The 13,685-nt window shown below is 32.6% G+C and carries 10 protein-coding genes and 1 tRNA gene; 10 read left to right on the top strand and 1 reads right to left on the bottom strand.

The window, feature by feature from the left end; genetic code table 11:
* The first annotated feature begins 173 nt into the window (after positions 1-173).
* The gene (locus HNV08_RS12950) at positions 174-2,612 is read left to right on the top strand and encodes a helix-turn-helix domain-containing protein (protein ID WP_173281758.1); all 2,439 of its coding nucleotides are present in this window, start codon (positions 174-176) and stop codon (positions 2,610-2,612) included.
* Positions 2,613-2,666: 54 nt separating this feature from the next.
* On the opposite strand, the gene HNV08_RS12955 is transcribed toward HNV08_RS12950, so the two are convergent.
* Complete coding sequence (locus tag HNV08_RS12955) at positions 2,667-3,809, bottom strand: acyl-CoA dehydrogenase (protein WP_173281759.1); 1,143 nt, start codon at positions 3,807-3,809, stop codon at positions 2,667-2,669.
* A 90-nt stretch (positions 3,810-3,899) separates the two neighbouring features.
* Between HNV08_RS12955 and HNV08_RS12960 the strand changes: the two genes are divergently transcribed.
* From HNV08_RS12960 to HNV08_RS13000, 9 genes are all read left to right on the top strand, one after another.
* A complete protein-coding gene (locus tag HNV08_RS12960; protein ID WP_173281760.1) occupies positions 3,900-4,973 on the top strand; it encodes an anhydro-N-acetylmuramic acid kinase in 1,074 nt (357 codons plus the stop codon).
* Positions 4,974-5,033: 60 nt separating this feature from the next.
* Positions 5,034-6,260, top strand: coding sequence for a Glu/Leu/Phe/Val dehydrogenase dimerization domain-containing protein (locus HNV08_RS12965; protein ID WP_173281923.1), 1,227 nt, complete (start codon positions 5,034-5,036; stop codon positions 6,258-6,260).
* 6 nt (positions 6,261-6,266) lie between these two features.
* Positions 6,267-7,658 carry a sodium:proton antiporter NhaD gene (nhaD, locus tag HNV08_RS12970; protein WP_173281761.1) on the top strand — a complete coding sequence of 464 codons (1,392 nt, stop codon included), beginning with the start codon at positions 6,267-6,269 and terminating at the stop codon, positions 7,656-7,658.
* A 74-nt stretch (positions 7,659-7,732) separates the two neighbouring features.
* Positions 7,733-8,437, top strand: a complete 705-nt coding sequence (locus HNV08_RS12975; RefSeq protein WP_173281762.1) for a MotA/TolQ/ExbB proton channel family protein — start codon at positions 7,733-7,735, stop codon at positions 8,435-8,437.
* 4 nt (positions 8,438-8,441) lie between these two features.
* A complete protein-coding gene (locus HNV08_RS12980) occupies positions 8,442-8,834 on the top strand; it encodes an ExbD/TolR family protein (RefSeq protein WP_173281763.1) in 393 nt (130 codons plus the stop codon).
* A gap of 87 nt (positions 8,835-8,921) precedes the next feature.
* Positions 8,922-9,809 (top strand): energy transducer TonB, encoded by an 888-nt coding sequence (locus HNV08_RS12985; protein ID WP_173281764.1) that lies wholly within the window; start codon positions 8,922-8,924, stop codon positions 9,807-9,809.
* A 1-nt stretch (position 9,810) separates the two neighbouring features.
* On the top strand, positions 9,811-11,028 hold the full coding sequence (locus HNV08_RS12990; protein ID WP_173281765.1) for a bifunctional folylpolyglutamate synthase/dihydrofolate synthase: 1,218 nt from the start codon (positions 9,811-9,813) through the stop codon (positions 11,026-11,028).
* 63 nt (positions 11,029-11,091) lie between these two features.
* A tRNA-Val gene (locus HNV08_RS12995) sits at positions 11,092-11,166 on the top strand.
* 130 nt (positions 11,167-11,296) lie between these two features.
* Positions 11,297-13,672: an outer membrane beta-barrel family protein gene (locus tag HNV08_RS13000; RefSeq protein ID WP_173281766.1), complete on the top strand. Its 2,376-nt coding sequence runs from the start codon at positions 11,297-11,299 to the stop codon at positions 13,670-13,672.
* Positions 13,673-13,685: the final 13 nt, after the last annotated feature.

The raw sequence follows: 13,685 nt of genomic DNA on the forward strand, positions 1-13,685 counted from the left end.
TTAAGCCCGTTTGCGCCGATGGTACTGCTTAACTGTGGAAGAGTAGGTCGCCGCCTTTTTTACCGTAACATTCGGTATTGTAAAACCCTTACTATTTTTTTAGTAAGGGTTTTTTGTTTTGTGGTAATAAATATAAACTTTTCTTTATCTTCATCATCTATTTATTAATGTACATGATTATAAATAAAGAAATAGATTTAGCATGGGATTTTGTTACTAGAACCGATCGAAACGTATTTTTGACAGGAAAAGCAGGTACAGGAAAAACAACATTTCTTCATAAATTAAAATCCCAATGTAATAAACGAATGGTGGTTGTAGCGCCTACTGGTGTAGCCGCAATAAATGCAAAAGGTGTTACAATACATTCCTTTTTTCAAATACCATTTGGCCCTATTTTACTAAATGATACGTCTTCTAATACTTCGGGCTTTAAAAGAAAATTTTCTAAGGATAAGATTAATATAATTAAATCAATTGATTTATTGGTTATTGATGAAATCAGTATGGTTAGGGCTGATGTACTCGATGCTATAGATAAAACTCTTAGACGTTATAAACATAGAGATAAAACTTTTGGAGGCGTTCAATTATTGATGATTGGTGATTTACAACAACTTTCGCCAGTGATGAAAGATTATGAGTGGGAATTATTGAAACCTTTTTATAAAAATATATTTTTTTTTAGCAGTATAGCTTATCAAAATAGTAACCCATTAATCATTGAATTAGAACATATATACAGACAAGATAATCCAAAATTTATTAAGATTTTAAATGAAATTCGAAATAATTCATTGAGTTCGAATTCAGCTGAAGAACTCAACAAACGATTTCTGCCTGACTTTGAAGCTACGGAAAATGATGGCTATATATCATTAACTACTCATAACAGTAATGCCACACAAACAAATTTTCTTGAATTGTCAAAATTGAAAGAAAAAGAGTTTAATTACAATGCTATTATTAAAGGAAAATTCCCGGAACATTCATATCCTAATAAGGAAAATTTAGTATTAAAAGTAGGAGCTCAAGTAATGTTTATAAAGAATGATAGTTCTCCAGAAAAACGTTATTTCAATGGTAAAATAGGTAAAGTAATTTTTTTAGAAAAAGATGAAGTTGTCGTAAAATGCCCAGAAGATGATTATAATATTAATACAAAATTAGAAACATGGGAAAATATTAAATACAATATTGACCCAGATTCTAAAGCAATTTTAGAAGATAAGATTGGGAGTTATTCGCAAATTCCTTTGCGCTTAGCTTGGTCTATAACCATTCACAAAAGTCAAGGCTTAACATTTGAAAAAGCTATAATTGACGTCAAGGGAGCTTTTGCGCATGGACAAACCTATGTGGCATTAAGTCGTTGTAAATCATTAGAAGGACTAGTTTTAAAGAATAAAATAACTGCTAGTCATATTATCAATGATGAAAATGTGGTTTTATTTAATAAGGTTGCTGAGACCAACCAGCCCAATGAAGACATCTTAAAGAAGTCTAAGCATAAATATCAATTGACATTGATTCACGAGATATTTAATTATTATAAATTTATGCATCCTATTAACCGTATACTAGATGTGTTTTATAAAAATAAAGGAAGTTTTCAAGGGAATATTGAGGAACATATAAATAGTATTAAATCCACTGTCGTAGAATTACTTAAGATTAGTACGAACTTTAAATCTCAATTAAAATCCTTTGGAGATGCAAAGGAAAGTCCTGAAACCAATACAGTATTACAAGATCGTTTTAAAAAAGCTCTAGTTTATTATAATGAGCATTCTATTTCTAATATTAAAGCACCGTTACAAAAGGTAAGCTATACAACAGATAATAAAGGGTTAGATAATGACATAGTAAAGCAATTAGACGTTTTAGAGGCATTGATAGAAACAAAACTCTTATTTTTTTCTGGCTTATTGGAAGGTTTTAATACAGATACTTTTTTATCCTTACGAGCAAAATCTGTATTTTTAAATAAAGAGACACCTAAAAAGAAACGAAAAGTAACTATTGATGCTACTTCAAATATTGAATTATTTGAATTGTTAAGAGAATTAAGAAATGAAATAGCTCAAAGAGAAGAGCTTGTACATTTTCAGGTGTTTACTCAAAAATCATTGTATGCGATGTGTGAATTACTGCCAACAAATTTAATTGAGTTGAAGCAAGTTCACGGTATGGGAAAAACTAGAATTGCTAAATACGGAAATGAAATAATAAATGTAATTATTGAATATTGTGAAAAAAACAATATAGAAAATTCCACGGTTCAAGGAACGATTGAAGAGACAAAACCATTAAAAGTAAAAGGTCAGACCAAGACTATATCTTTAGATTTATTTAAAGCGGGTAAGTCCATTGAACAAATAGCTATAGTGCGCGAATTGAGTGTAAATACAATTTTTGGTCATTTAACTAATTTTATTCCTTCCGGAGAAGTTAAAGTAACTGATTTAATGTCTAAAACACATTATTTAGAATTAAAGTCATTAATCCCTAAAACAACCTTTGAAAATCTATCAGATTTAAAACATCAACTAGATGAAAAGTACTCGTATGAAGAATTACGATTAGTACTAAATGAAATGACAAAGAACTAAAAAGACTTCAAATTATATATTTGAAGTCTTTTTTTACTCTAGCCATTTTTTACTCTAGCCTTTTATTAGACTCCTTGAAATAACAATTTTTTGTATTTCAGAGGTACCTTCATATATCTGAGTGATTTTAGCATCTCTCATTAATCGCTCAACATGATATTCTTTTACAAATCCGTTACCACCGTGAATCTGAACAGCTTCAACAGTTTGTTCCATAGCAACTTTACTTGCGTATAATTTTGCCATCGCACTAGACTTGTCGTAATTAAGTCCTTGGTCTTTATCCCAAGCTGCTTTCATCACTAACATTCTGGCCGCTTCAATTTCGGTGTGCATATCAGCCAATTTAAAGGCTATGGCCTGATGATTACAAATTTCAGTACCAAATGCTTTTCGTTCTTTAGAATATTTTAAGGCTAACTCATAAGCACCAGAAGCTAAACCTAGAGCTTGGGCAGCGATACCAATGCGTCCTCCAGAAAGCGTTTTCATGGCAAACAAGAACCCAGAACCATCCTCTCCAATTCTATTTTTTTTAGGGACTTTAACATCATTAAATTGTAATGTATGTGTGTCACTTCCTCTTATGCCTAATTTGTCTTCTTTAGGTCCTATATCAAATCCTGGCGTTTCTTTTTCAACAATAAAAGCATTAATTCCATGAGAACCTTTATGTTTATCCGTTTGTGCAATTACCAAATAAAAATCAGCACGCCCACCATTTGTAATCCAGTTTTTGGTTCCATTAAGGATATAGTGATCACCATGATCTATTGCGGTTGTTTTTTGCGAAGTGGCGTCACTTCCGGCTTCTGGTTCACTCAAACAAAATGCGCCTATACTTTCACCAGAAGCAAGCTTTGTTAAATACTTTTGCTTTTGTTCTTCATTTCCAAAAGCTTCTAATCCATAACAAACTAAAGAATTATTAACGGAGACCATTACAGATGCAGAAGCATCTACTTTAGATAATTCTTCCATAATAAGCACATAAGAAATAGCATCCATACCACTTCCTCCATATTTTGGGTCTACCATAATGCCTAAAAACCCTAATTCTCCCATTTTTCTCACCAGTGAATCTGGGAACTTTTGAGCATTATCTCGTTTTAAAACACCCGGAAGCAATTCGGTTTGCGCAAAATCTCTTGCGGCATCTCGAATCATTAAATGTTCTTCTGTTAAACTAAAGTCCATATATTATAAAATTATTGATTTAATAAAAAATTCACGCAAAGATAATTTTTTCTTGTCGTATTTTCAATAAGTAATAGTATTTTTACTAATATGATAAAACCGTATTATAATATTCTGGCCTTAATGTCTGGAACATCTTTAGATGGATTAGATATAATTTCTGTAGAATTTTCATTCTGTACGCATTGGAGCTTTAAAATACATGCTGTAGAAACCATTAAATATAATAGTTTTTGGAAAAGTACTCTAGCCAATTTAGTGACAATGGACATGGATCAATTAAAAGAAATTGATATAAAATATTCGGAATATTTGGCATTTGAAATAGTAAACTTTATCGATCGTCATAAGATTGAAAATATAGATTTTATAGCTTCTCATGGCCATACAGCACTGCATCAACCAGAAAATAAAATAACTTATCAAATTGGAAATCATCAAATATTAGCAAATAATTTAAACCGAAAGGTCATCTGTGATTTTAGAGTACAAGATGTTGCTTTTGGAGGGCAAGGCGCACCTTTGGTTCCCATTGGAGATCAATTATTATTTAAAACTTATGACTATTGTCTTAATTTAGGCGGTTTTGCTAATATCTCTTTTGCGGAACAGAATCAACGAGTAGCATTTGACATTTGTCCGGTTAATATAGTTTTAAATCACTATGTGTCTACAATTAATCTTGAGTATGATGATAAAGGAGAAATAGCATCTTCGGGTAAAATCGATGAAAATTTATTGCTAATATTAAATCAGCTTCAATTTTATTCTGAACAAGCACCTAAATCTTTAGGTTTAGAATGGGTTTGCCAAAATATTTTTCCATTAATCGATGGGTTAAAACTTGAACTTAAAGATATTTTAAGAACCTTTATTGAGCATATTGCTATACAAATTTCTAAAATCTTAAATAAGAATAACACAAAAGTCATAGTTACAGGAGGTGGTGTGTACAATAATTTTTTAATGACAAGAATTAAGGCGCTATCTAAATCAGAAATTAGTATTCCAAAAAATGAAATTATAGAATATAAAGAAGCACTGATTTTCGGACTGTTAGGAGTGCTTAAAGATAGAAATGAAGTTAATTGTTTAAAGAGTGTCACTGGTGCAAAACGCGATCATTCTTCAGGAAAAATTTTAATGCCTAAAAATAAAATATAATTCACATTTAGCTTCGATAGTTTTTTATATTTGTTATAAGAAATTAAATACAGTAAATTGATAAAAGAATTACTTCATACATACGAAAATAAGTTACCAGAAATAGTTTTTCATTGGAACGATTCTGAAACCGATGCAGAAGGTTGGACCGTTATAAATTCACTAAGAGGAGGTGCAGCAGGAGGTGGAACGCGAATGCGAAAAGGATTAGATAAAAATGAAGTACTATCCTTGGCCAAAACGATGGAAGTTAAGTTCACAGTTTCTGGACCAGCAATAGGTGGTGCAAAATCAGGAATTAACTTTGATCCACAAGATCCAAGAAAAAAAGGTGTTTTAGAACGATGGTATGCTGCCGTTTCGCCATTACTTAAAAGTTATTATGGAACAGGAGGAGACTTAAATGTAGATGAAATACATGAAGTTATACCAATCACAGAAGAAAGCGGTGTATGGCATCCACAAGAAGGCGTTTTTGAAGGCCACTTTAAACCTACAATTGCTGATAAAATTAATAGAATTGGGCAACTAAGACAAGGTGTCATTAAAGTTATAGAAAACCCAGAATATTCTCCAGATGTAAGTAGAAAATATACTGTAGCAGATATGATTACAGGTTATGGTGTCGCTATAGCCGCAAAGCATTTTTATGAAATTAAAGAGCAATCTATAAAAGGCAAACGAGTTGTCGTGCAAGGATTTGGAAATGTTGGTGCAGCAGCAGCATTTTATTTTGCTCAAATGGGAGCGAAAGTTGTAGGTATTATAGATAGAGTAGGAGGTTTAATAAATGAAGAAGGATTTTCGTTTAAAGAAATTACAGATCTATACCTTAACAAAAATGGAAATACACTTGTCTCGGAATCGTTAATACCTTTTGAAGACATCAACCATAAAATTTGGTCACTACAAACAGAAATATTTGCACCTTGTGCAGCATCTCGATTGATAACTAAAGACCAAATAGATCAAATGATTGCAACAGGATTAGAAGTTATTACTTGTGGTGCTAATGTTCCTTTTGCGGACAAAGAAATATTCTTTGGGTCTATAATGGAACATACAGATCAAAAGGTCAGTTTAATTCCAGATTTTATATCAAATTGCGGAATGGCTAGAGTATTTGCATACTTTATGGAGAGAAAAGTACAAATGACCGATGAAGCTATTTTTAATGATACATCAAAAGTGATAAAAAAAGCTTTAATAGAAGTAAATAAAAATAACCCAACAAACATAGGCATTAGCGAAACAGCTTTCGAGATTGCCCTAAGACAATTAATTTAATAAACTATGGAAACAGTAATTATTCTCGTATTTGTTTTTGGCTATTTAGCCATTACGCTCGAACACAATATAAAAATTGACAAATTAATACCTGCATTGGTTATGATGGCTATCAGTTGGGCCTTAATTTCTTTGGGTATAGATGATTTTACACAATGGTTTGATTCTGCTAAGCATAGCTTAATGGATAATTTCGGATTATTGCCGCATGAAGAGAAGATGCATTTAATGGAAGAAACATTACTGCATCACTTAGGAAAAACGGCAGAAATCCTAGTCTTCTTATTAGGCGCAATGACCATTGTAGAAATTATCGATTATTTTGATGGGTTTTCTACCATTAAAAATGCTGTAAATTTTAATAGTAGAAAGAAACTACTTTGGATGTTTGCCATTTTAGCTTTTATTCTTTCTGCAATTATAGATAACCTTACAGCAACAATTGTATTAATTTCAATACTACAAAAGATTGTAAAAGAAAGAGATGTAAGAATTTGGTATGCAGGTTTAATTATTATAGCTGCGAATGCTGGTGGTGCATGGTCTCCAATTGGTGATGTAACAACAACAATGTTATGGATTGGAAATAAAGTTTCTACGGGTAAATTATTTGCGTATTTATTTATTCCTTCATTATTATGTATGGTAGTACCAACCTTCATAGCGTCATTCTTAAAACCTTTTAAGGGCGATTTAGAATTACAAGAATCCGATGGGAAACCAAAGAATAAATTTAGTTCTACAATGTTATTCTTAGGCTTAGGTGCAATTATTTTTGTGCCAATATTTAAGGTTGTTACCCATTTACCACCATACGTTGGGATGATGTTATCTCTTGGCGTTGTCGCTATTTTTGCCGAAGTGTATAGTAATTCAAAGTTTGCGATATCAGAAGTAAGCTCAGATGAACATTCTGCAGGTGCTAGTCATAGTCCTGTACATCATTCATTATCTAAAATTGAATTGCCAAGTATCTTATTTTTCTTAGGTATATTAATGGCGGTTGCAGCATTAGAATCATTAGGGATTTTATTTGGTTTTGCAGGTTCACTACAAGAGACTATGCCAATGTTAGGTACGGAGTTTCATCATGAAGGTGTTTCTGATTTGGTAGTATTATTACTAGGTGTTGGATCAGCGGTTATTGATAATGTTCCTTTGGTTGCGGCTAGTTTAGGTATGTTCTCAGAACCATTAGACAACGAATTATGGCACTTTATAGCATATTCGGCTGGTACAGGTGGAAGTATGTTAATTATCGGTTCTGCAGCAGGTGTTGTAGCTATGGGAATGGAAAAAATTGATTTTTTCTGGTATCTTAAAAAAATATCTTGGTTGGCATTTGTAGGTTTTATTGCAGGAGCAGCTGCTTTCATGGTAACAAGATCTATTTTTTAATATTAAATTTAATTATACTTAAGTTATAAACTTAACGTTATTAAAGAAGAACTTATAAAAACAAACATTTTAGTATGATATCATTAAGTACTATTCAAGATGAAGTTGAAGGTTTAACTGATGCAGTAGCAGAAGAATCAGTAGAGAAAACCTTATCTATAATTGAATTAATTACCAGTGGAGGAACCTCAGGAATAGTCATTATTCTAATTTTATTTCTACTACTAATATTAGCAATTTACATTTATTTTGAACGAATTTTTGCGATAAAAGCAGCGTCAAAAGTGGATTCAAATTTTATGAATCAAATAAAAGACCATGTGAGTAATGGCAAAATTGATTCTGCACAAATGTTATGTGCTCAACAAAATTCGCCTGTTTCAAGATTAATTAATAAAGGTATAACAAGAATAGGAAAACCTTTAGATGATATTAATACAGCGATTGAAAATGCAGGTCGATTAGAAATTTATAATCTAGAAAAGAATGTCAATGTACTTGCCACCATATCAGGTGTGGCTCCTATGATTGGATTCTTAGGGACTGTGGTAGGAATGATTATTTCAATTTTTGAATTAGCAAACGCTGGCGGAACGATTCAAATGGATGTGTTGGCAAGCGGATTATATACGGCTATGACAACCACTGTTGGAGGATTAATAGTTGGTATTGTAGCATACGTAGCATATAACCATGTTGTAGGAAGAACCAATAAGGTTGTTTATCAAATGGAAGCTAACTCTATTGAATTTTTAGATCACTTAAACGAACCAATCTAATTTTATGAATATTAGAGGACGAAATAAAGTAACTCCAGAATTCAATTTCGCGTCAATGACGGATATTGTATTCTTGTTATTGATCTTTTTTATGATAGCGTCAACATTGGTAAGTACTAATGCTATTGATATTGTTTTGCCAAAAGCAAGTGGCAAAACAGAAAATAAAAAATCTACAGCTGTTAGTATTAAAAAAGATTTAACCTATTATATAGATCAAAAGCGCGTTAGTGAGGCAATTTTAGAAAAGCAATTATTGGATATACTGTCTAATCAAGATGCTCCAACTATTGTTTTACGTGCAGAAAAGTCGGTGCCAGTTGAGAATGTTGTTAAAGTGATGGATATCGCTAATAGAAATAAATTTAAAGTGATATTAGCTGTTCAACCTAATTAAACGGCATCATTTTTGAAAGTTTGAAAGCATCAAACAATAACCTCCTAGGTATTCAAAGCTTAGTAGGTCTTTTAAATAAACTAGAAGGTGAAATACTTACAGACGAAACACGAACGTAATTCAGCAAGAATCACAGTACTTATTACTTTGATTCTGCTCTTGTTGCTGTTTGTTGTTGGTCCGCAATATATGGATCCTCCTGAAGAATATGGTGTTGCTGTAAATTTTGGTACAACAGACTTTGGTAGTGGAAACAAACCGCTAAGCGAGCCAAGAGAAGCGGTTGAAGATAACGTGGTAGAGGAAGAAGTTGTAGAAGAATCTATACCAGAAGAAACACAAGTTACGCCCACCGAAGCTGCAACAAAAGCGGAAGAAGTAATGACGCAAGAAAATGCTGAAGCTATTGCGATAAAAAAGCAAAAAGAAGCAGAGGCAAAAGCTAAAGCTGAGGCAGAAGCTAAAGCCAAAGCCGAAGCTGAGCGTGTAGAACGTGAAAAAAGAGAGGCCGAAGAAAAGAAGCGTAAAGAAGAGGCAGAGAAAAAAAAGCAATTAGATAATCTTATTGGAGGCGTTAAAAACGCAAGTGGCACGACGGATGGAGGAGAAGGTCCTGATAGTCAAGGTGGCAATAAGGGTCAATTAGATGGCGATCCATATGCGCCTAGTTATTTTGGAGGTTCTGGACCAGGAAAAGGCGGAGTAGGCTATGGATTAGGTGGTAGAGGAAGACCTTCAAAACAAATCTATAAACAAGACTGTAATGAATATGGTTTAGTTGTGGTGAAGATAGAGGTGAATAGACAAGGTAAAGTTGTAAATGCAGAACCAGGTATTAAAGGTTCAACAAACACACATCCATGTTTACTGGCTCCAGCAAAAAAAATTGCAATGTCGCACAAATGGCCAGCAGATGCCGACGCACCAACAACTCAAATAGGTTTTGTAAGTATTAACTTTGATGTAGGTCAATAATATGAACTATCAAGATACGGTCAATTGGATGTTTCAACAGCTTCCAATGTATCAAAATAAAGGCAACTCAGCCTTTAAAAAAGATTTATCGAATACACTTAAATTAGCAAAACATTTAAAACATCCAGAAAACGGATTTAGATCGATTCATGTTGGTGGCACCAATGGCAAAGGATCAACGAGTCATATGTTGGCTTCAGTATTACAAGAAGCAGGCTATAAAGTAGGTTTGTATACATCGCCACATTTAAAAGATTTTAGAGAGCGTATACGCATAAATGGTACTGTAATTAGTAAACAGGCTGTAATCGGTTTTATAAAACGAAACAAAGGCTTTTTAGAAGCAAATCACTTGTCGTTTTTTGAAATGACTGTAGGTATGGCATTCCATTATTTTGCAAAACAAAATGTAGACATTGCGGTTATAGAAGTAGGTTTAGGTGGACGCTTAGATTCTACCAATATCATAATGCCAGAATTATCTGTAATCACCAACATTGGTTTTGATCATACTTTATTTCTAGGAGATACACTACAAAAAATTGCAGGAGAAAAAGCAGGCATCATTAAAAGAAAAGTTCCAGTAGTTATTGGAGAAACACATGCTGAAACAAAAACTGTATTTCTAAGTAAGGCAAAAGAAACACAATCTGATATTTATTTTGCTGACCAAACGATAACTGAAGTTTTAGAAAGTGACCTAAAAGGATCATATCAAATTCATAATATAAAAACAGTTTTGCAATCTTTAGACGTTTTAAAGAATAAAGGATTTAAGATTTCTAATGACCATTTAAAAAATGGACTATTAAAGGTAGTAAAGCATACAGGTTTACAAGGTCGATGGCAACTTCTGGGTAATAAACCTATGATAATTTGTGATACTGCGCATAACAAAGAAGGGTTGCAGTACGTGTTAGAACAAATTGAAAATACAGATTATAATCAGCTTCATATTGTTTTTGGAGTTGTAAATGATAAAGATTTAAAGTCTATTCTACCACTTTTGCCTAGCCATGCGATCTATTATTTAGCAAAACCAAATGTGCAAAGAGGATTAGATGAAAATGTTTTAAGGAAGGCATTTTTAAAACAACAACTAAAGTGTGCGTCCTATAGCAGTGTAAATGAGGCGTTAACGCAAGCCAAATCCGTGGCACAGTTAGATGATTTAATCTACGTTGGAGGTAGTACTTTTGTTGTAGCAGAAATAATTTAATTTTTTTTGAAAAAATGTTTTGAGATATTAAAAACTAGACTATATTTGCAGTCCTAATTATTAGGGCGACTAGCTCAGTTGGTTCAGAGCACTTGGTTTACACCCAAGGGGTCAGGGGTTCGAATCCCTTGTCGCCCACAAAATAAGAATCCCGATTTACATTTGTAAATCGGGATTTCTGTTTTATAAATGTTATTTTTTATAAGTCATAATTCTTATTGCGTTTTTATAACTTTGCCAATAATTTTAATTTAGAATTACATCCATAATGAGGTTCTCAAAACATCTATTCATTCTTTTTATTTTCCTGTATTGTTCTACATTACTAGCTCAGAGTAAAGAGATAAGTATTGTTGGTATTTTAGTAGAAGAAGCATCAATGCAGCCTATTCCGTATGCAACAATAGCACTCTTTAAAAATGATTCAAAAGACATTATAGGTGGTACAACATCTAATGATATTGGCGAATTTGAACTAGTGACATCTAGTACTAACTTTTTTATAGAAATTAGTTTTATGGGCTTTAAAACAAAAACTATTACAGAGTTTAAAATTCAAAATTCAAAAATTAATTTAGGGAGAATTAAACTTTCAGAAGACAATGAAATACTCGATGAAGTTGTTGTACAAGCCGAAGTGTCTAAAACCGTTTTTAAATTAGATAAACGCGTATTTAATATTGGCAAAGATATCAGTAGTACAGGTGCTAGTGCATTAGAAGTCCTTAATAATGTGCCATCGGTTACAGTTAATATTGAAGGCGAAATTAGCTTAAGAGGAAGCGCTGGAGTGCAAATATTAATTAATGGAAAGCCTTCGGTATTGGCAGACGAGTCTAGCAATGCCTTAGGGACAATTACTGCAGATATGATTGAGAGTATTGAAGTTATTACTAACCCTTCAGCAAAATATGAAGCTTCTGGTACGGCAGGTATTTTAAACATTATATTAAAAAAAGAAGAAAAGAAGGGCTGGAATGGTTCAATTTCTCTAAATACAGGTATACCAGACAATCATAGTATAGGTATTAGTCTTAATCGTAGAACCGAAAAATTTAATTTGTTTACACAAATAGGAGCAGGCTACAGGTCTTTACCAAGGGAAAGTTCTGCTATTAATACAAATTTAGTGGATGATGAAGTTATTTACAGTGATGGATTGGCTTACAGAGATGAAACGTTTTATAATATCACTTTAGGTACGGATTATCATATAAATGATCTCAATGTCTTAACATTATCAGGAAACTTTGCCTATGAGATTGAAGACCAACCCTCCGAAACTAATTTTAGATTTTTTGATGCGAATGATGTATTACAATCAAGTTGGTTAAGACGTGAAACGACAGAAGCGACTAACCCTAAATATCAATATGAATTTAATTATAAAAAGCAATTTGCGAATAACGATGAGCACGCACTTATTTTAAGTGCATTAGGACGGTTTTTTGGAAAGGACCAATCCTCTCAGTTCGAAAATATAACAGAGTCTGGAAGCGATGTGGATAGTGACCAGCAAACGGATACAAATTTTAAACAAGCAGACTATACTTTTAAAGTAGATTATACAAACCCGTTGTCAGATACTTACACGATAGAGGTTGGAGCCCAATATGTTATTAATGATGTTGGAAATGATTATGAAGTAAGAGATTTTGATGGTGCTACATATGTTGTAAATCAAGATTTAACCAATAATTTTGAATACAATCAAAAGGTCTTAGGTGTATATTTTACAGGAGCTTATGAATTAGAAAAATTGGGTATAAAAGCAGGTCTACGTCTAGAGAATACAGACTTAAGCACCTTACTGACCAATACAAATGATTCTAATGCTCAAAATTTTACAAACTATTTTCCATCTGTACATACATCGTATAAGTTGAGTGATAATATGTCTCTACAGTTAGGATTTTCTAGACGTATTTTTAGACCTAGATTATGGGATTTAAATCCGTTTTTTAATATCAGAAATAATTTTAATATCAGAATCGGAAATCCTGATTTGCAGCCAGAATTTACAGATTCTTACGAATTAACAAGTATTTATAAAATAGGAAAAACCTCTTTTAGTTCTAGTTTGTATTATAAAAAGACTTCTGATGTTATTGAACGTGTTGCTACTTTTGAAGATAATATCACGACTACAATCCCTCAAAATATTGGCACAAATGGTTCCATTGGCTTTGAAACCAATGGTAAATATAGTCCGAGCAAATGGTTAACGTTAACTGGCGATTTTAATTATAATTATTTTGATCGTAATGGTGTTTTTGAAACTCAATCTTTCGATTTTTCAGGGCGTCAGTGGTCCACACGTTTAGGATCTAAAATAGGTTTACCAGCAGATATAGATTTAGAGTTAACAGGACGTTATCAGTCTGGTTACGAAACAATTCAAGGCGAGGTGTCTGGTTTTGCTTTTTTAGATTTAGGCATTCGTAAAAAAATCTTTAAAGGAAAAGCTGTTATCAATTTGGGTGTTAGAGATGTATTTGAATCTAGGATATCAGAAACTAACGTTTATCAACCAACATTTGAAACTTATAGTTTTGATCAACGTGGTCGTTTTGTGACCTTAGGATTAAGTTACGGTTTTGGTAAAGGAGAAGCTATGACATATTCAGGCGGTAGAAGAAGATAAACAGTTAGCGTAA

The sequence above is a fragment of the Winogradskyella eckloniae genome (assembly GCF_013249045.1).
In the GTDB taxonomy this organism is placed as follows: Bacteria; Bacteroidota; Bacteroidia; order Flavobacteriales; family Flavobacteriaceae; genus Winogradskyella; species Winogradskyella eckloniae.

Coding starts and splice junctions, on each gene's coding strand:
- HNV08_RS12950 (WP_173281758.1), top strand. CDS start 174: ATGATTATAAATAAAGAAATAGATTTAGCATGGGATTTTGTTACTAGA.
- HNV08_RS12955 (WP_173281759.1), bottom strand. CDS start 3,809: ATGGACTTTAGTTTAACAGAAGAACATTTAATGATTCGAGATGCCGCA.
- HNV08_RS12960 (WP_173281760.1), top strand. CDS start 3,900: ATGATAAAACCGTATTATAATATTCTGGCCTTAATGTCTGGAACATCT.
- nhaD (WP_173281761.1), top strand. CDS start 6,267: ATGGAAACAGTAATTATTCTCGTATTTGTTTTTGGCTATTTAGCCATT.
- HNV08_RS12975 (WP_173281762.1), top strand. CDS start 7,733: ATGATATCATTAAGTACTATTCAAGATGAAGTTGAAGGTTTAACTGAT.
- HNV08_RS12980 (WP_173281763.1), top strand. CDS start 8,442: ATGAATATTAGAGGACGAAATAAAGTAACTCCAGAATTCAATTTCGCG.
- HNV08_RS12990 (WP_173281765.1), top strand. CDS start 9,811: ATGAACTATCAAGATACGGTCAATTGGATGTTTCAACAGCTTCCAATG.
- HNV08_RS13000 (WP_173281766.1), top strand. CDS start 11,297: ATGAGGTTCTCAAAACATCTATTCATTCTTTTTATTTTCCTGTATTGT.